At 42.0% G+C, this 17,782-nt stretch carries 21 protein-coding genes and 1 pseudogene; 12 read left to right on the top strand and 10 right to left on the bottom strand.

Translation table 11 applies throughout. The annotated features are described in order from the left end of the window. Positions 1–46 precede the first annotated feature (46 nt). Positions 47–1,741: a septation ring formation regulator EzrA gene (locus BM271_RS12700; RefSeq protein ID WP_046790445.1), complete on the bottom strand. Its 1,695-nt coding sequence runs from the start codon at positions 1,739–1,741 to the stop codon at positions 47–49. Positions 1,742–2,041: 300 nt separating this feature from the next. Between BM271_RS12700 and BM271_RS12705 the strand changes: the two genes are divergently transcribed. The 5 genes from BM271_RS12705 (at position 2,042) to BM271_RS14325 (ending at position 5,339) form a co-directional block, all read left to right on the top strand. Further along, entirely contained in the window at positions 2,042–2,512 is a 471-nt protein-coding gene (locus BM271_RS12705; protein WP_046790446.1) for a GAF domain-containing protein, read from the top strand. A 230-nt stretch (positions 2,513–2,742) separates the two neighbouring features. After that, positions 2,743–3,345, top strand: a complete 603-nt coding sequence (rpsD, locus tag BM271_RS12710) for a 30S ribosomal protein S4 (RefSeq protein ID WP_046790447.1) — start codon at positions 2,743–2,745, stop codon at positions 3,343–3,345. A gap of 475 nt (positions 3,346–3,820) precedes the next feature. Next, entirely contained in the window at positions 3,821–4,477 is a 657-nt protein-coding gene (locus BM271_RS12715) for a potassium channel family protein (RefSeq protein ID WP_046791507.1), read from the top strand. Positions 4,478–4,605: 128 nt separating this feature from the next. Beyond that, positions 4,606–5,001 (top strand): hypothetical protein, encoded by a 396-nt coding sequence (locus tag BM271_RS12720; protein WP_046790448.1) that lies wholly within the window; start codon positions 4,606–4,608, stop codon positions 4,999–5,001. Between the two features lie 167 nt (positions 5,002–5,168). Beyond that, a complete protein-coding gene (locus BM271_RS14325; RefSeq protein ID WP_159430866.1) occupies positions 5,169–5,339 on the top strand; it encodes a hypothetical protein in 171 nt (56 codons plus the stop codon). Between the two features lie 29 nt (positions 5,340–5,368). Here BM271_RS14325 and BM271_RS14330 read toward each other — a convergent pair whose 3' ends face one another. Continuing rightward, positions 5,369–5,521 carry a hypothetical protein gene (locus BM271_RS14330; RefSeq protein ID WP_158462230.1) on the bottom strand — a complete coding sequence of 51 codons (153 nt, stop codon included), beginning with the start codon at positions 5,519–5,521 and terminating at the stop codon, positions 5,369–5,371. Between the two features lie 18 nt (positions 5,522–5,539). Continuing rightward, positions 5,540–6,439: a cation diffusion facilitator family transporter gene (locus BM271_RS12725; protein ID WP_046790449.1), complete on the bottom strand. Its 900-nt coding sequence runs from the start codon at positions 6,437–6,439 to the stop codon at positions 5,540–5,542. Between the two features lie 204 nt (positions 6,440–6,643). Between BM271_RS12725 and BM271_RS12730 the strand changes: the two genes are divergently transcribed. Then, the gene (locus BM271_RS12730) at positions 6,644–7,060 is read left to right on the top strand and encodes a FixH family protein (protein WP_046790450.1); all 417 of its coding nucleotides are present in this window, start codon (positions 6,644–6,646) and stop codon (positions 7,058–7,060) included. A gap of 39 nt (positions 7,061–7,099) precedes the next feature. Here BM271_RS12730 and BM271_RS12735 read toward each other — a convergent pair whose 3' ends face one another. Then, on the bottom strand, positions 7,100–7,786 hold the full coding sequence (locus tag BM271_RS12735) for a DUF421 domain-containing protein (protein ID WP_082103671.1): 687 nt from the start codon (positions 7,784–7,786) through the stop codon (positions 7,100–7,102). 211 nt (positions 7,787–7,997) lie between these two features. Between BM271_RS12735 and BM271_RS12740 the strand changes: the two genes are divergently transcribed. Then, positions 7,998–8,465 (top strand): DUF2071 domain-containing protein, encoded by a 468-nt coding sequence (locus BM271_RS12740; RefSeq protein ID WP_052749867.1) that lies wholly within the window; start codon positions 7,998–8,000, stop codon positions 8,463–8,465. 6 nt (positions 8,466–8,471) lie between these two features. Here the strand turns inward: BM271_RS12740 and BM271_RS12745 are convergent, their stop codons facing one another. Further along, a complete protein-coding gene (locus BM271_RS12745; RefSeq protein WP_046790451.1) occupies positions 8,472–8,828 on the bottom strand; it encodes a SpoIIAA family protein in 357 nt (118 codons plus the stop codon). Between the two features lie 228 nt (positions 8,829–9,056). Between BM271_RS12745 and BM271_RS12750 the strand changes: the two are divergent. Continuing rightward, a pseudogene (locus BM271_RS12750) lies at positions 9,057–10,505 on the top strand (BCCT family transporter). A gap of 36 nt (positions 10,506–10,541) precedes the next feature. Here the strand turns inward: BM271_RS12750 and BM271_RS12755 are convergent. Further along, positions 10,542–11,171 carry a GNAT family N-acetyltransferase gene (locus BM271_RS12755; protein ID WP_046790452.1) on the bottom strand — a complete coding sequence of 210 codons (630 nt, stop codon included), beginning with the start codon at positions 11,169–11,171 and terminating at the stop codon, positions 10,542–10,544. A 94-nt stretch (positions 11,172–11,265) separates the two neighbouring features. Here BM271_RS12755 and BM271_RS12760 point away from each other — a divergent pair, with 94 nt between their 5' ends. Next, positions 11,266–11,472: a hypothetical protein gene (locus BM271_RS12760; protein ID WP_046790453.1), complete on the top strand. Its 207-nt coding sequence runs from the start codon at positions 11,266–11,268 to the stop codon at positions 11,470–11,472. A gap of 24 nt (positions 11,473–11,496) precedes the next feature. Here the strand turns inward: BM271_RS12760 and BM271_RS12765 are convergent, their stop codons facing one another. The 3 genes from BM271_RS12765 to BM271_RS12775 are packed head-to-tail and all read right to left on the bottom strand — an operon-like array spanning position 11,497 to position 13,647. Beyond that, the gene (locus BM271_RS12765) at positions 11,497–12,411 is read right to left on the bottom strand and encodes an alpha/beta hydrolase (protein WP_046790454.1); all 915 of its coding nucleotides are present in this window, start codon (positions 12,409–12,411) and stop codon (positions 11,497–11,499) included. Between the two features lie 16 nt (positions 12,412–12,427). Next, positions 12,428–12,922, bottom strand: coding sequence for a GNAT family N-acetyltransferase (locus tag BM271_RS12770; protein ID WP_234960597.1), 495 nt, complete (start codon positions 12,920–12,922; stop codon positions 12,428–12,430). Between the two features lie 2 nt (positions 12,923–12,924). After that, positions 12,925–13,647 (bottom strand): metallophosphoesterase family protein, encoded by a 723-nt coding sequence (locus tag BM271_RS12775; protein ID WP_046790455.1) that lies wholly within the window; start codon positions 13,645–13,647, stop codon positions 12,925–12,927. A 118-nt stretch (positions 13,648–13,765) separates the two neighbouring features. On the opposite strand from BM271_RS12775, the gene BM271_RS12780 reads away from it, so the two are divergent. Next, positions 13,766–14,341 carry a histidine phosphatase family protein gene (locus BM271_RS12780; protein ID WP_046790456.1) on the top strand — a complete coding sequence of 192 codons (576 nt, stop codon included), beginning with the start codon at positions 13,766–13,768 and terminating at the stop codon, positions 14,339–14,341. A gap of 36 nt (positions 14,342–14,377) precedes the next feature. Here BM271_RS12780 and BM271_RS12785 read toward each other — a convergent pair whose 3' ends face one another. Beyond that, positions 14,378–15,829, bottom strand: coding sequence for a carbon starvation CstA family protein (locus tag BM271_RS12785; protein ID WP_046790457.1), 1,452 nt, complete (start codon positions 15,827–15,829; stop codon positions 14,378–14,380). Between the two features lie 102 nt (positions 15,830–15,931). Here BM271_RS12785 and BM271_RS12790 point away from each other — a divergent pair, with 102 nt between their 5' ends. Both BM271_RS12790 and BM271_RS12795 read left to right on the top strand, forming a co-directional pair. Further along, entirely contained in the window at positions 15,932–16,987 is a 1,056-nt protein-coding gene (locus tag BM271_RS12790) for a C45 family autoproteolytic acyltransferase/hydrolase (protein ID WP_046790458.1), read from the top strand. 148 nt (positions 16,988–17,135) lie between these two features. Further along, the gene (locus tag BM271_RS12795) at positions 17,136–17,675 is read left to right on the top strand and encodes a DUF421 domain-containing protein (protein WP_234960599.1); all 540 of its coding nucleotides are present in this window, start codon (positions 17,136–17,138) and stop codon (positions 17,673–17,675) included. Positions 17,676–17,782 lie beyond the last annotated feature (107 nt).

Genomic DNA, 17,782 nt, shown 5'->3' on the forward strand with positions numbered 1-17,782 from the left:
CTTACGTAAAAGTGACTTGGGATAAAAATATCCCAAGTCGCTTCGGTTATTCATTATCAAATTCTTTTTCGATACGGGATGCTGCTCCCGGTTCAACTTTTTCCAACCCATTTTTAGCAATCTCGAGCGCCCGTTTATAACGATTCTCTTTAAACAGACGTTCCGCTTCAGTCAACATCGTATTGAAGTCATGGTCATCTCTGCGGTATCTGTTGCCGTATTGGATCATCATTTCGGTCAGACGCGCTTCCTGCAGTATTTCATATGCTTCCTGATCAAATTTGTTAAGCAGCAATACAGTATGATTCACTTTATCCTTAATATATTGAACATTTAAAGGCCGGCGTTCAAAGTACTTGTGGATTTCTTTGACATCAATGTCCAGTTCGTTTTTCATAACCAGAAACTTCTCAGGCACGCTTGACATGTTGGAGCTCATCAATTCCCTGTAGATATCTTCTTTTCTGTCCTGGACCAGAAGCGCATTCTCCCTCGCTTCCGCCTCGTCTTCACGAAGGTTTATCAGATACTGCTGTATCTGTTTTTGTTCATCATTGATTGCACCGATGTTCCCTTTGATGTATTCCAGATTATCAAGGACTTCACTGTACCTTGCAGTTGTCTTCCTCATTTCAGTGGTGATTTCATCATACACATCAATCAGGTTTTCAATTTCATGCTCAAATTTCTGGACTTTATGGATATCGGATTCGTTTATGTGGAACTGCTCTTTGATGTAATCAATTTCGGTTCTGAGCGTATAGTTGAGATCTTTGGCGTGGAACAGATCATCCGTAATGATATGCTGCTCATGATCGACTGTTGTCTTGGATTTGACTTCATGCTCGACAAGTTCAAGCATATCATCAAGCTGTGTATTAATATCATCAAGGATCGCCCTGGCCTCATCCAGCTCCAGCCTTGTGATAAGCGGCTCCACCAGGTTCAGCTTCCCTTTCAGCGTGGACAGCTTGCTCTCTACCTTGATGTGCTCAAGATCATAACCTTCCGCTTTAAGATCGCGGCATCCGAATCTGATTTCCTGGAATTGCTGGGGAAGCTCCTTCTGGACATCTTTGATGAGGAGCGGAATTTCATCCATATTCTCCTTCAATATGGAAAGTTCCTCATGGACCTCATCAATATGCTTGTTTGCTGTTACATAATTCCCAGCGTTGACCAGCTGTTCATACTCTTTCAACTCAGGTTCATACGTTTCAATCAGTTTTTCCAATGAAGGCTGGGAATCTCCAAATTTGTGACCGTTCGCCAAGACGTCCCTTTTCGCTTCCCTGAACAGCCTTTCCGATTCATGGAAATTTCTCTCACCCGCATCATTGGAATCCAGCAGCTGACTAATTTCAGAAGTCAGACTCCGGTATTCCTGTTCCACCTTATCGAGTGTCTGGTTTACAGAACCTAATTTTTCACGGCCGTCTTTAAATCGGAAACGCTCGATATCCTCCGATGCCGAACCCAGGTCATTTTCCGCTTCAGTGAGGGAGCTGTTCAATGCATTTTGCCAGTCAGTCTGCCATTTTTTGTAAAGTGTCAAGGCTTCACCATGAAGATTATAGTCTTTCACTTTAACCAGGTCATCCTGGAAAGGCAGAGATTTCACTTCTTCAAGCTTGGCCTGCTGGCTGTTAATTTCATCTTTTCTTATATTTCGCATGTATAATAGTGCACCCATACCGATTATAACTAAAAGGATGAGTACAATTAAAACATAAATCCACATACAGCTACCTCCTAAACATATATTCAATTATAGCTTAAAAGACCGAAACAAAAAACATTTAATATATAAATTATCCGTTAAAATAAATGATTCAATTCATTATTACAGTTTCTTCTTACTCATATTTCCATTTAAATTTCTCCTGCGCCGGAAGCCATTATAAACAGCAAAAACCCGACTATCAATATATTACCATTAAAAGCTCCGGGACTGCTGTTTATTATATTAAAAATTCAAAGATTGAAACAATTTTTAAAAGATTGTATAATTGACAATATTTATGAAGGATAAGGTGATGCAATGTATACTGCAGTCGAAATAAAAGATTACACACAGCTCAACCAGATGTTAAAAGGGTTAATAGAAGATGAGACGGATCGAATCGCCAACCTGTCGAATGCAGCAAGTCTCTTAAATCAGTTTTTGGATAACGTCAACTGGGTCGGTTTCTATCTATACAAAGAAGAAGAGGATGAACTTGTGCTCGGTCCCTTCCAGGGGCTGCCTGCATGCGTCCGTATTCAGAACGGCAAAGGCGTCTGCGGTACAGCATTCAAAGGAAACGATATTTTCATCGTTGATGATGTCAATGAATTCCCCGGTCACATCGCCTGCGACGCAAACAGCAAATCGGAAATTGTCGTCCCCATCTATAAAGACAGCGAGCCTGTCGGCGTACTGGATATCGATGCCCCGGTATACGAACGTTTCACAGAAGAAGACCGTAAAGGATTGTCGGAGTTCGTAAATATATTGAAAAAGCATATTTAAATCTACAAACTATTGACTTATGGCAGACAATAATGTAGAATGATTTATTGTGTAAATAAACGGATTAAGTAGCGGATGATCATTACATGCAAGTATGCGGTCCCCTTAGCAGGTGTGCTGTGTAACTGATGCTATTAGGCGAAGGCACTTTAAATCGCATGCCCATGTAAGTGGTTATCACCCTTATGATGTTTGTTGCATAAACTAAACACAATAAGGAGGAGTCAAATATGGCTCGATTCACAGGTTCCATCTGGAAAAAATCCCGTCGTCTCGGCATTTCCCTGACAGGTACTGGTAAAGAACTGGAGCGTCGTCCTTACGCGCCTGGTGACCACGGACCGACTCAGAGAAAGAAATTGTCAGAGTACGGAATGCAGCTTCAGGAAAAACAAAAACTACGTTACATGTACGGTATCAACGAACGTCAATTCCGTACAATCTTCGACCGTTCAGGTAAAATGAAAGGTGTCCATGGTGAAAACTTCATGATCCTTCTCGCTTCCCGTCTGGATGCAGTAGTATACCAGCTCGGTCTTGCAAGAACTCGCCGTCAGGCACGTCAACTTGTAAACCACGGTCACATCACTGTAGACGGCGGACGTGTAGATATTCCATCTTTCGTCCTGAAACCGGGACAGGTTATTGGTCTTCGTGAAAAATCACGTAACCTTGACATCGTCAAAGAAGCTATCGAGTACAACAACTTTGTGCCTGAATACCTTACTTTCGATGAAGAAAAACTTGAAGGTACATTCGTACGTCAGCCGGAACGTTCTGAGCTTTCTGCAGACATCAACGAACAGCTGATTGTTGAGTACTACTCAAGATAATAGCTTTGAATTAGTTACAATGGTCTTGAATCCTTATCTTATAAGGTTTTGAGACCTTTTTTAATACTCTTTTATAATTGTAAATACATGTGACAACAGGCCGAAACTTTTGAAATTGGGGGCAAGAAATAAAACATAGGTTCGGGCAAGAATGGGATTTATCCAATTGGTAAATGACTCAGCTGTAAATACATAATGCCACAATGGAATAAACTTTTTTTAAGTGTTGTTGTAGTATGGCTCGAAAAGACTAGTTTATTGATAAAAAGACTTTATCCAATAAATGTGCATCGGCAAACGTACTTTGATCAGCATTTTATGAAAGACATTCAAATAAGAGCGTGTAAATAGGGACTGAGCAATAAACTTCTTTGGTAAACCGATAAAACCAGGATTATTCTTTACAAGCATCAATCATAGCGTTAAGATACCTTGGAGCATTAAAGATATTGAGGATATGAATCGAGGGATGAGCATGAAAAAAACATTCGCAGTATTTGGGCTCGGTCGCTTCGGCGGTACGATGGTTAAAGAGCTGAGTGACATGCACATAGACGTAATAGCTATAGATAAAGATGAGGATAAAGTAAATGAATATGTAGACTGTGCAACATATGCACACTGTGCCGATGCAATTGACGAATCATACCTTAAAGAGATTGGCGTGCGTAACGTAGATCATGCTTTCGTCTCGTTCGGTAATGATCTGGAAGCCAGCATCCTGACCTCTTTAATACTGAAGGAACTGGGCGTTCCAAAAGTCTGGGCGAAGGCCAAAAATGAAGAACATGCCAAAGTCTTGAACAAAATTGGCGTCGATAAAGTCATACACCCGGAACGCGATGTCGCGAGAAAAATAACCAAACACATCACTTCAGATAAAATGATTGATTTCATTGAGCTGTCCGACACCTACAGCATGGTCGAAATCATTGCGACTAAAAAAATCAAAAATAAAACGATTAAAAAGTTGGATCTGCGTTCAAAATACGGATGCACCATCATCGGTATTCAAAGAGAGGAAGATTTCATTATTTCGCCACTACTCGATGAAGTGATCCATGAGGGGGATACTCTTGTGATAGTTGGTAAAAATGAGGAAATTAAACGATTTGAAAAATATGGAGTTTAAAAATGAAAATAGTCGCCCTCTACGTCAGGATAGAGAGTGGTTCAACTAACCTAAATCAAGGCTTTTTTGTATATATTTAAAATGGTGTGCTAACATATAAGTTAGATTTCAGAAAAAGGGGAATTGTCATGAATCTTTCGGATGAAACATACAAGAAGATCATATCAGAAATTATGAAACAACAGCACGGTGCCGGCAATGTGTTCAATTTTATGGTAAAGCTGCATCAGGTTGAAGATGAGTTTACTGTGGATAAACCGGTTGAAGATACATTGGACCTAATCAGGGAAATCACTGTGCCGATTGAGATGGAGGACATTCCATCTGATGAATATCTTTTCTATATCGGCACTGGTTTTAAAGAAATGAATCCCGCAGTGGAACACCTTAAAGTCAGTGAAAATGACAACAGGACCACAGTCACCCTCCTATCCAATGCAGCTGAAGGTCTGATTAAACAGAAATCGAACAAAAAAGCCATCAAAACCATAAAGACGCACTTGGGACTTCTCGAAAACATGTAGCCAGCTGCAATGACCTTAAATTCTTATTGACCGGAATTTAAGGTTTTTTAATCACGTACTTCCTTAAAAAGTTTGAACACGAACTAAAAGTGGGATATATATTATGATAAAGAATATATGATAAACCATTATTATATTTATAAATCACGATTCTGGAGGTGGCAATGATGGCTGCACTTTTATTATTTCTATGGGGTATTTCAGGAGTCGCTGCAATTTTTTTATTTGTTACTTCAATTGTTACTGCAGTACGTAAAAAACGTTCAAGAAAATTATGGATATTGACAGGAGTGGCTGCAATCGTTTTTGTTCTTTTCTATTTAGTCATAGGTATATGAAATAGTTAGTTTCCAATAAAAAATTCACATTATATTTTCACCTTTTTCGATTCTTCCACCAGTTTTCCCACCTTATCATTGAGAGTGTCAAACTTTTTAAAACTGATCAGATTCAACGTCCCCAATACAATAAGTTGGATAACCAGGAATTCAGTTTCCGGCTTATTCTCTATAATATTCACTTTAAAACATCCCCTTCCCTAAATCAATCTGTCTTCATGTCCGTGATGCTTACATTCAATCTGGACAGTCACTTGATTTATACCCTTCTCCTTCATTTTTGCATCTATATCTTCAATGATTGTCTGGGAGTCATGAACTGTCAGGTCCCCTTTTACAACCACATGCAGACTCATTGCATTCTGTCCGCTGGTAATGCTCCAAACATGAAGGCCGTGGATGCCTTCCACTCTGTCGATATTTTTGAGAGATTCGACTATATTATCCAAATTGATATTTTTCGGCACCCCTTCCATAAGAATATGCAGCGATTCCCGGGTCACTCTCCAGCCGCTGATGAGAATGAGTACGGCCACGATGACACTCGCCAACGGGTCCATGAATCCCCAGCCGAAGAACATGATGCTGAGTGCTGCAATGATTGCTCCGACTGAACCGAGCATATCCCCGAGAACATGTAAAAACGCCGCCTTCAGATTCAAATTATCTTTAGTATCTCCTCGCGTCAGTATCCATGCTACGAGCAGATTCACGAGTAAACCGATGATTGCAATAAACAGCATCCCACCCGAAGCAACTTCAGGCGGATTCATGAACCTCTGTATCGATTCATAAAAGATAAATGCTGATATGAGCACCAGAGTCACGCCGTTAAACACTGCAGCCAGAATTTCAAACCGTTTATATCCATACGTTTTGCTGTAGTCGGCCACTTTTTCACCAAATTTGAAAGCGGCAAGTGCAATCGCAAGGGATACCGCATCACTGAACATATGTCCCGCATCTGCGAGTAGTGCCAAGCTGTTTGCCAGCCATCCTCCAACTGCTTCTATGAGCATAAATGATGCAATCAGTATAAAACTGATCAGCAGGGCCTTTTTATTGGTCCCGTGCTTGTGGTCATGATGATCGTGTTCCATCACTCTCACCTCTTTATCTCTTTCTTTTTAATCTGTCATTATGAGCAATTATATCAATTTCTGGAAATATAGTATATTTCCCAACCTCCGAACTATTCATGAGACTGACAAAAAAGGAGCCTCCCTCGCCTTATTCTAGATGTTATTATAAATATACAAATATAATTTCTTTAATTTGGGGGAAACATTTTGGGGGAAACATTTATGAAAAAATTAATTCTTGTTCCGGCAATTGCACTTCTGCTCAGTGCCTGTTCAAATGATGCAGAATCTGAAGACAAAAATGAAGGACATGAAGAAGCGCACTCACATGAAGACAATGCTGAAGAAACACACAATCATTCTTCGGTCCTGGATATGGAATTTACATATGGGAATAATGAATTATCAGTAGCTCTCACTGAAGAGGAAGAACCTTATGAAGCCGATCGTGTCAGATTCGAAGTCGTTCACCCTGAAGATGAAGACGCAACTGTATGGCTCAATACAGAAAATGAAGGTAAAGGCAGTTATACCGCTGATGCCTCTGAACTTGAACCCGGCAGCTACGAAGTCGTTATTCACGTGAACGGTCCTGAAGAATTACACGAACATACAAGTGAAAATATTGAAGTGGAATAAACGAACCGGAGTATGTCTAAATCACATGCCCCGGTTCGTTCATTTTCCCTGAATAAAGAAACCTTCATTCTCACTCCATTCAGCAAAGTAAATATCATCGAAATTATAATCAGTATCTTCATCGATTTTCTTTCTCAGCCAATGTTCATCATGTCCTGCATCATGTAACGTTTCATATTCGATTTTCCCTCCATCGATGAAAAGATATGACAGTCTGTTTTCCATAAAATCATCTTTCATTTCTTCCCGGGATATCGGTTCATTTGCTGCGTACTGCATTACGGACAGCTGTCCGCTGTTTTCCAGAATTGCATATTTGACATTACGCATTGAGAAGATGCCTTGCAGCCTGAGCAGTTCTCTCACTTCGTCCACATCCATATTGTTGTTATCCATCACTTTTGTATCCAGGTAACCATCATTAATGAGAAGGTCCGGCCCTCCTTTTGCGATTCTTCTAAAACGATGGCTTTTAAGTGCAAACTTTTCAACGACATATATCAACAGTCCCCAATAGGCAAGTGCAAAGAGCATTTCGTAAAATGGCATTGTTGTTTCGTATAATGCCTCTTCAATGACACTTCCTAAAATAAGAGCATAGACAAAATCAAGTGGTGTAATCTGAGCCATCTCTTTTTTACCGAGAAGCCTCAGAACAATCATGACACCAATGAGACCCGCGGTCAGTTTAACTACATAAGTAAGCATATCTTCCATATAACTCATCTTTTCATTTATATTTTGGAATACTCCAATAGTTATATGACACTGATTCTGTTTATTGAAATATCACCAAGGGCAGAATCACCGGAAATATACACAAACATACTTCCTGTCCTTATGCCTGGTTTGCATCGCGGTATATAGGGCTATAAAGATAATAATGAACGGAGGCATAGTATGAAACAAAAACTGCTCAACCATACTGATCACAGGAATGCACCACTTCCGAACGGTCCATGGCTCATGTACCAGAGTTTACTTTTTCAGCCTTGATGCAGCGAAAACGATACCTGTGCTGGGTGCACGGCTGGGTACACTGCCCTATTTCAAGGCCAAAATGAAAAAGGCTGAAAAAGCTGGATGGACTCATTATTCCAGCCGCCAGTATGGCTCCAGGGCATATTTCAAAGGAAGGTATAAATCAATTTCCCAACCATCATTTCCCGCATCCGGTTCTTTGGACTACTGGCTTTTTGAACGCTATTATTTATTCAACACAGTGAAAGGTAAGGTCGTATATGCAGGCATCCATCATCTGCCCTGGAAACCTGCCGAAGCTTCCGTTGTCTATGACAGGAGTGGGGTCAATTCGCTGTTGCCGGGACACATCACAGAAGAACTGGTACGTGCCCATTACGTCGAGTCCCTCGATGTGCTTTTCTGGCCATTGCAAAAATCCTGATCGATATTATCGTTGAAGCCATTCCCAGGCATCTTCCTTCTGCGATCTGTCGAACTGCTTCACTTCGATACCGGGAGCCGTATCCGCTGCCTGTGCACCGCCCTCAATCCATGCTGAATCTGTGATTACTGCAAACTTTCCATATTGGTCCCAGTGTTTAATATCCACGACCATTCCTTTTAAAAGACCGCCGATGTCCGTCCCCTCAAGATTTTTCACATCGACCAGAGCATTTACCGTTTCTCCCTCTGCATAATGTTCTTTAATAAATGCATCGGATTTTTCGGCATCTTCCTGAGTCACTTTGCCGTCTACTTCCATATAAAGGATATTCGAATAATCACTTTCACGAATTTTAATCAAAGCAATTCCTCCTGAACTTTACTTGAATTCATATAGAACCCTACCCTTTTGAATTGAACAGAAACACTGTTTGTATATAACATTCATATAAAATCGTTTATTCATCCTGCATTGAGGAAAAAGTAAAATAATATGCTGTTTTTATCATGTAGGTGACTTTCCTTGCGGCGTCTTTTAGCACAGGCTAGAGAAAATATCGTCCAGACAATTTCGGTGTTCATCGTAGCAATGCTTGTCATCTGGGGTGCAGTTGCACCTGAACAGATGATCAGGACTACAGGCGGCATTATGGATTTTTTCATCGCTGAATTCGGTTGGTTCTACGTCGTTGCCACAGCGCTTTTTATAATATTTTGTTTATACCTTGGCATAGGCTCCTACAGACAGATGAAACTTGGAAAGAAAGATGACGAGCCGGAGTACAATTATCTGGAATGGATTGGCATGTTGTTTGCGGCCGGCATGGGGGTGGGTCTGGTTTTCTGGGGTACAGCTGAACCTCTTTCCCATTTTGCAGAGCCTCCGCCCGGCACACAACCAAAGACAAAAACTGCCGCTGAACAAAGTTTATTGTACAGTGTTTTCCACTGGGGGATACACCCATGGGCGATATACTCCGTCGTCGCACTTGCATTGGCTTTCGCTAAATTCAGAAAAGACCTGCCGGGCCTCATAAGTTCTACTTTTTATCCGCTGATCGGTTCAAATATTTACCGCTGGCCGGGCAAAGTGATTGATATTTCTGCAGTACTTGCGACGACTGTCGGCATTGCCACTCCCTTAGGGCTCAGTGCAATGCAGTTTGGTGTCGGAATGGAACACATCTTCGGTTTGCCTAATAATAATGTTACCCAGCTTGCTATCATCGGAATTGTGACTGTGTTATTTCTGATTTCCGCCGTCACCGGTGTCAGTAAGGGCATGAAGTACTTGAGCGTGACCAACCTTATCATAGCAGCACTTCTGCTGGCTGCTGTAATGATATCAGGGCCAACAATATATCTGGTCGAACATATATCAAGAAGATTGGGCCAGTACGGCAGCAGTCTGTTTGAAATGTCATTCGATACAGCACCCTACAGTGAAGGTAATGAATGGATGAATAACTGGACGCTCTTCTACTGGGCCTGGCTTATTTCATAGAGCCCCTTTGTCGGCACATTCATCGCCCGCGTTTCGAAAGGACGAACGCTCGGTAAATTCATGTTTGGTGCGCTCCTTATACCGACAGTGGCGACACTCATATGGTCCGTCGTTTTTGGCGGCAGCGGATTATTCATGGAGCTTCAGGGAGAGGCGTCCATTTCCGACTGTGTAAATAAAACCCCCGAAGCCGGATTTTTCCTGTTGTTTGATCAATTTCCTGCATCCATCGTATTGAATGTCACCGAATTGGTACTGATTGCAATATTCTTTGTAACTTCAGCAAATTCTGCGACATATGTACTTGGTGTATTCACATCTTCTAGAGAACTGGACCCTTCTAAAAAAGTGCTTATAATCTGGGGAATGCTTCTCTCATCCATCGCATCCATGCTGCTTATCAGTGGTGGTATTGACGGCCTCCAAATCCGCAGCAACCATTACAGCACTTCCCTTTGGAATCATAATGATCTTTATGATGGTTTCGTTGTACAAAAGTCTGAAGGAGGCAGCCAGGGAAAATCAGAAAATTAAAGAAGAAGAGGATTGGTAGACCCATCCTCTTCTTCTTTAATTTCTTTTATAATAATCTATATATTTATCTTCCAGACTTTGACCTACATAGTTCTTACTGTTCTGCAGCATCCATTCCATATCTTCAAAATGCACTCTTTTGACTTCATTACCTGTTTCTATTCCATCAAAAATGTTCAGTTGCATGACATGGCGTTTTTTCCCGCCGTATTTGTATGTCGTCTTGACTATTTTGAAGCCTAGTTTGAATTTATCCTTCAGGCTCGGAATATTGGCAGGCATCACTGTAGTCAGTATGTAGTCGAAATCTCCTGAAGCTTTGACACGCTTTATCAGTTCGTGACCCATCCTGGTCTGGAGCCCCTGTCCTCTTGCGGCTGGATCAATAAAGGTAATTTCAGAATATATGACGCGATTTTTATTCTGTATTTCGGCATCATCCGCCAAATGTTCCGTTTCATCAGCCGCTGGGATATACATGGAACGCGACGCCACGAGAGATTGGCCGTTAAATACGCCGATGATATATCCCTGACGGATGATTCCTTCAAACTCCGCTTTCGTCAATGTTTGAAGCACTTCCTTGTCCTCCAGTGAATCATAGACAGCGTTTTGTAATTCCATTACAGCATCCAGATCATGCAGGCTCAAATCTCTGAATTTCATGGCAGACACTTCCTTTAAAATTTTGATAGTCAACGTATTAAGATGTTTATTTTTTACTGCAAAAGGTTATATAATCTATGAGGAGTTGGTGCATATGACAATCATAGTCAAGGTTAAGGACAGCACGAACAACGAAACGAATTTCAGATTCATCCGCAGTGACAAAGTCAAAGACAGCATCAAGACCGAATATATAAATCAGGAAATGACACAGAGAAACAACAGTAAATTTGTACAATTTATATATCCGAATCATACGGAGACTTTCACTCAATTTAAAATCGATTATAAAAGACGCTGAATGTGAGCGTCTTTTTAATTTGTACTATTTCAAATTGGTCTCCATCCAGCTGAACATCAATTCCAGCCACTTTGAGGCCCGGACGTCTTCGATGCCGGTCACTTCTGTTGCCAGGCTCAGTCCATGCGCACCTTTTTGGAAAGTATGCAGTTCCCAGGGAACGCGATGCGTTTCCAGTGATTTCGCAAAATCCAAAGAGTTCTGTATAAATACGAGCTGGTCTTCTACGGTATGCCAGATGAATGTTGGCGGTGTATCTGCTGAAACATGCTGCTTTAAATCGGCTTTTTGAATGAGGCCTTCATCCGGCTCGCTTCCAAAGACCATCCTTGAAGCAGTAGACATGTATTTGGGATCGCCGATGCCGCGTGTATCGGCTATTTCTTTATTGAGCATGTAATCCAAAATGGGATACCCGAGTATTTGGAAATTTGGACGGTACCACCTTGGTTCATCCCCCACTTCAGCCTGAAGCCATTCAGAATTCCAATGGACAGAGAGACTTGCTGCAAGATGGCCGCCGGCAGAAAATCCAGCTACGCCGATCTTATCAGGATTCACATTGAATTCATGACAATTTTCCCTGATGAAAGTCATCGTTTTGGCAAGCTCGATCAGCGGTCCCGGGAATTCGGAGCCGAGAACTGTCCCATCTTCCACTGTTGATGCTATCTGGTAGAGCTCGTCCCTGTCCGTCTTTTTATCTTCTCTTCTCAAGGCAGAGCCGATGGTGGAATACCTGAGAATGAACACGTGGTACCCTTTGGCTAAAAACTCATATGCCACGGGTTCCGCTTCCCTGTCCGAAACATACATATAGCTGCCGCCTGGACAGAGTACAACTGCAGGTTTCCCCTCTTTCTGCTGCATCGTACTTTCACTCAGCATCATCGTAACTTCTGCGTGTTTGTCGCCTATATAGAAACTTTGCAATATCATACCGTTTGCTCCTCCATTAGTTGATCAGCCGGTAAAGATAGAGCTCATTAGTATATTCACCCTCTATTAAAAGTGAATCAATGCGCTCCCCTTCCGTCAAAAACCCAAGTGTTTTATATAATTCAATCATATTCGTCCGACTGACAGGCAGAGAAAGTTCTAACCGGTAAATATCATTATCCCCTGCCCATCTGATTCCTGCATTCAACAAATCTTTTCCAATACGATTCTGATGTACTACATCCCTGATTCCCAAAGAAACATTGGCACGATGTTTTGTCATCTCAACATTATTGCCGAAAAGGCTCATATATCCTTTTATCTCCCCTTCATCCAAGGCAACGAGAATTTGTTTCCTCGAGTCCTGGAGAACATTGGAAAATAGATTTTCAGTATTTGAAACGGACAATACCCCATCCCCGCTGAATCCGCCGAAGCCGGATGAATCAAGTGACGCCAGTAAATTTAAGAAACTTTCAATATCCTTCATTTCAATCGGTCGAATTTCCATAATTACCCCTCTTCCTTTAACAATTCTTTTAATATGAAGTCGAGCGCGGGAGGATTTTTCTTCCTCAATTCCCTGACAAATGAATCGCGATCGTATGGAATTTTTTTAAATTCAAAATCGACGGAGCCGTCATCACCAATATCCATTACAGCATAGGGACTGAATGCATCAGCTGTTATGCCCAATGCTCCAGGATTCATAAATAACTGACTGTCATTTTCAAGATGCAGACTCATGTGATCATGGCCGAATAATATCACATCATATCTGCTATTATTATAATGTTTTTCAAGACTTGCAAGTGCCGGCTTATAATCGATGGATTGGTACTTGCCGTCTTCTGCCAAGTGGTAATGGACCATTAGAATTACAATCCCGGAAACTTCCCTTACCTCTGTCAAAGGCAGGGCCTCAAGCATCTTCAGATGCCCCTCATGAATATGTCCTGCAATATACAGGTGATGGTCCTGCTCTGCCCCTTTTATATCAGATGGTTCCCCCTTATATGCCTTAACCACTTCATCATCGTGGTTTCCACGGATGTATATTATGTTCTTTTTTCTTTTCAAGGCATTCATGACTTCATTGGTCTGGTGCCCCAGCGATACTATATCCCCCAGACAGAAAACTTCATCCACATCAGATTTTTCGATATCCTCAAGAACCTTGGATAACGCGAAATGATTTCCGTGTATGTCAGAAATGACTGCAATTCTTTTTCCCACAAAATCCCTCCGTCAGAGCTGATCCAAGCTTATCTTCATTTTATCAGAGATTTCGGCCAACACCTAAATTTTGTGCTGCATGTTAAGATGGATATATAAATATTCATGAGGTGAAACCATGACAAAAATTTGTTTAGTAAGACACGGACTCACAGATTTCAACGCACAAAGAAAACTGCAGGGTTCTTCAGATATCCCCCTTAATGCAGAAGGAGAGTCCCAGGCAGAATCAGCACGCGAAAAATTAAAGGATTACCATTTCGATGCAATAATATCCAGTCCATTAATCAGAGCTTACAGAACTGCAGAGATTATTAATGAATCCCACGGCCTGGAAATTGAAACGATGGATGAATTAAAAGAACAGTCATTTGGACCACTCGAAGGAAACCATATCGATGATATACAGGAAAAATACCCGGACGGAATATTCCCCGGAGCTGAATCGTTCGAATCATTGTCAAACCGGGTGGCTGCTGCAATCAGAGAAATCGAAAATAAGTATCCGGACAAGCATATTCTGCTGACAGCGCATTCCAGGACGATAAAATCCATACTCGCCCTGTACAGCGATGAAATCCACATGTTCGAAACAAAACTGGACAACTGCAGCCTAAGTCATATTGAATGCATAGATTCCAAATGGACTGTCAATGACTTCAATATTACAACGCAGCCCGCGGTTGACCGATAAAAAAACAAGGCCAGGAAAACCCTCCCGGCCTTGTTTTTATGCTTCCGCTTTTGCAGGAATCGGATAATCGATGAGGAAATCTTCCTGACCGACTGTTTTTCTGTAAACACGGTAGAAGTAAATCATCCATAAAATAGTTCCAGCTACTCCACCGGCATAGGCTATATTTAAATCCAATCCCAGGCCGATTTGTGCATACAGTATATATGTGACGACATTAAATGTCATGAATACTGCAGGTATTGTTGCAACCCAGTGATTCTTCCCCGCCAGAAGCAGATACATGACACCAACCCAGAGTGCAATTACGGCTGTCATCTGATTCGCCCAGGAGAAATACCTCCACAGTATTGTAAAGTCAATCTGGGTCAGAACAAAACTGATTAAAAACATTGGAACGGCTATAGCGAAGCGCTTCCAAACTTTCCCTTGTGAGAAAGTCAGATAATCTGCAACAACCATACGCGCACTTCTGAATGCAGTATCCCCGCTTGTAATCGGTAGTACGATGACACCCAGAACAGCGATTGTACCTAAAGCTGAACCAAGCAGCAATGTGGAGGCTTCAGACACAACAAGTGCCGCTTCGCCTGCAGCCAACACTTCTGCGAGACCGCCGTATCCATCAAAAAGGCTCATTGCGGCTGCAGCCCAGATCATTGCGATGACACCTTCAGCAATCATCATGCCGTAGAAGATCTGACGTCCGTTCGACTCCCGCTGAGTCGTCCTGGATATAATCGGAGACTGTGTCGCATGGAATCCTGACAAAGCCCCGCAGGTAATCGTGAAGAACAGCAGCGGGAAGATCGGCGCATTGTCCGGATGCATGTTGGACAGATTCAATTCTGGAATCGGTGCACCTGTCTGGACGAGCCTGAAACCTATTGCGACTGCACTGAATAAAAGGATCGCCCCAAAAAAAGGATAGATCCTTCCGATAATTTTATCAATCGGCAGTACAGTGGAGAGTATATAATATAAAAAGATGACTGCAATGATTATCCCGAGTGCGACTCTGCCGTCCATCAGTGAATGAAGCAGTATAGCCGGGGAAGTGACAAACACTGTTCCCACGAGCAGCAGAAGCAGCACTGTGAACAGGTTGACGATATGTTTCATGCCATTTCCCAAAAACTTACTGGCAAGCGCCGGGAGATGGGCCCCTTTATTACGGATGGAAATCATACCCGTCAGGTAATCGTGCACCGCACCGGCAAAAATGGAACCGATGACAATCCAGATGAACGCTACCGGACCATACAGTGCACCCATGATAGGACCGAAAATCGGACCGACACCGGCAATGTTGAGCAATTGTATCAATGAATTTTTACGTGTATTCATTGGCAGGTAATCCACACCGTCTTTCTGGTCATAAGCCGGCGTCGGCCGGTCATTCCTGGGACCGAACATTTTGTCGATGTACTTCCCATATGTAAAATATCCGACGATTAAAAGAATAATGGAAATAAAAAACGTAATCAAAAGAACCCTCCTATGTTAAAATATTGTGTAAACAAATTAAAGCATACTTACATTACTTATGAAAGCGTTTTTCAAAAACTTTATTTAGGAGCATAGTTGATAATGCAGACAATCACTTCAAATATACAGGAATTTCGCGGCAGCCACTATGATTACGGTGTACTGCAGGCACAGCAGCTCAAAGAAACCCCGTACATGAAAAACAGAGATTACGAGTGGGTAAAGAGACGTCCAAAATTTGAGCTCGATTATCAGGAGACGAAAAATCTCTATGAAAAATTCTCACCCCGGATCTGGGACGAACTGATGGGGCTCCAGGATGAACTGGAGATTTCAGACAGGGATGTCCTTCTGAACCTGGCTCATTACAGGGTTGCCCCGAAAGATTCAGGATGCAGCGTCTATCTGGATGACCACAGCTTCATAAGGAATTATGACTATCATCCGAATACTTACGATGGCATGTACAAGCTGTTCCAGCCTGAGAAAGGGTTCGCCCACGTCGGCCCGGCATCGAGAGTCACAGGCAGGATGGACGGCATGAATGAACACGGTCTTATCATGTCCTACAATTTCATGAACCGGAAACAACCATTCGACGGCTTTACCTGCTTCATCATCGGAAGATTCATACTCGAATTGTGCAGAAACGCAGACGATGCAAAACATCTTTTAAAAGAGCTTCCCCATCGCGGCGGTTTCAGCTATATTGTGCAGGATAAGGATAATGAATCATTCATTGCAGAAACCTCGGCAAGGGATATTGCATTCAGACAGGCGAATATCTGCACCAATCATTATGAAGCACTGGATAAGGAAAACCGGAGATATCTTGTCGACTCACTGGAACGTCTCAAGATACTGGAAGGTTTCGATTCCCCTTCCAAAGAAGATCTTCTCGACTTATTCACCGATCGTAAATACGGGTTATTCGTAGATAATTACAAAAGCTGGGCTGGAACCATCCATACTTCCTTCTACGATAAGAACAATCTTACTGCAGGCATACGCCTCGGAGAAAACACAGTGTTGGATGAATTCGATTTTGGCGGCTGGCTCAAAGGGATGCCGATTGGACAAAAAGAAATAAAAGGCTCACTTGATACAGATCTGAAGTTCACAAATGCAGACTGGCAAACGGCCAAAAACCGTATATGATATGAAAAAAAACGCCTTTCGGAATACGGATGGGCGAATGGAATGAAATTCGCAAATGCTGTCTGTCAGCTCGAATAATTACTTTCAATGTTTTCAGGGTATGTAATAAAGACATTTATATTACCCTGGGACATTGGAGGTTTTTTTATTGCTGGAATTTAATAGACTGATATTCAGTGGCTTCGACGTCATATTGAGAACATTGTTAATGGGTATAATGGCGTATGCTGCGATCGTTATTATAGTAAGGGTCAGCGGCAAACGGTCACTCAGCCAGCTGAATGCATTCGATTTTATTGTCACTGTGGCGATTGGTTCAATACTCGCAAGTGTCCTTATTAACAAAAACGTCACCATTACACAGGGGATCACTGCATTTATTGTCCTGATCGTTTTGCAATTCATCATTTCCAAACTCGCCGTCTACAGCAAACAGTTCAGCAGATATATTAAATCCGAACCGGTGCTTCTTTTTTATAACAATGAATTCCGGTATGAGAATATGAAAAAAGCACGCGTGGTTGAAAATGAAATCAATCAGGCCATACGGTCAAATGGGAATGGCGCCATGTCCGATGTAAGGGCGGTCATACTCGAAACGGATGGCAGTATATCCATCATCAACAAAAAATCGGGTGAGGATAATATAGAAAAAGATGCACCGTTGTTCAGCGGCGTTAAAAAATAAGCTTTATCCGGTACTTTTCACAAAAGATCATTTTCACTGAAGGATTACATGCAGTATCTCAATTAAAAAAGCTGCTCCGCACCATCATATGACGGTGTGGAGCAGCT

Source organism: Salinicoccus halodurans, from assembly GCF_900114445.1.
In the GTDB taxonomy this organism is placed as follows: domain Bacteria; phylum Bacillota; class Bacilli; order Staphylococcales; family Salinicoccaceae; genus Salinicoccus; species Salinicoccus halodurans.

Coding starts and splice junctions, on each gene's coding strand:
- BM271_RS12700 (WP_046790445.1), bottom strand. CDS start 1,741: ATGTGGATTTATGTTTTAATTGTACTCATCCTTTTAGTTATAATCGGT.
- BM271_RS12705 (WP_046790446.1), top strand. CDS start 2,042: ATGTATACTGCAGTCGAAATAAAAGATTACACACAGCTCAACCAGATG.
- rpsD (WP_046790447.1), top strand. CDS start 2,743: ATGGCTCGATTCACAGGTTCCATCTGGAAAAAATCCCGTCGTCTCGGC.
- BM271_RS12715 (WP_046791507.1), top strand. CDS start 3,821: ATGAAAAAAACATTCGCAGTATTTGGGCTCGGTCGCTTCGGCGGTACG.
- BM271_RS12720 (WP_046790448.1), top strand. CDS start 4,606: ATGAATCTTTCGGATGAAACATACAAGAAGATCATATCAGAAATTATG.
- BM271_RS14325 (WP_159430866.1), top strand. CDS start 5,169: ATGGCTGCACTTTTATTATTTCTATGGGGTATTTCAGGAGTCGCTGCA.
- BM271_RS12725 (WP_046790449.1), bottom strand. CDS start 6,439: ATGGAACACGATCATCATGACCACAAGCACGGGACCAATAAAAAGGCC.
- BM271_RS12730 (WP_046790450.1), top strand. CDS start 6,644: ATGAAAAAATTAATTCTTGTTCCGGCAATTGCACTTCTGCTCAGTGCC.
- BM271_RS12735 (WP_082103671.1), bottom strand. CDS start 7,786: ATGAGTTATATGGAAGATATGCTTACTTATGTAGTTAAACTGACCGCG.
- BM271_RS12740 (WP_052749867.1), top strand. CDS start 7,998: ATGCACCACTTCCGAACGGTCCATGGCTCATGTACCAGAGTTTACTTT.
- BM271_RS12755 (WP_046790452.1), bottom strand. CDS start 11,171: ATGAAATTCAGAGATTTGAGCCTGCATGATCTGGATGCTGTAATGGAA.
- BM271_RS12760 (WP_046790453.1), top strand. CDS start 11,266: ATGACAATCATAGTCAAGGTTAAGGACAGCACGAACAACGAAACGAAT.
- BM271_RS12765 (WP_046790454.1), bottom strand. CDS start 12,411: ATGATATTGCAAAGTTTCTATATAGGCGACAAACACGCAGAAGTTACG.
- BM271_RS12770 (WP_234960597.1), bottom strand. CDS start 12,922: ATGGAAATTCGACCGATTGAAATGAAGGATATTGAAAGTTTCTTAAAT.
- BM271_RS12780 (WP_046790456.1), top strand. CDS start 13,766: ATGACAAAAATTTGTTTAGTAAGACACGGACTCACAGATTTCAACGCA.
- BM271_RS12790 (WP_046790458.1), top strand. CDS start 15,932: ATGCAGACAATCACTTCAAATATACAGGAATTTCGCGGCAGCCACTAT.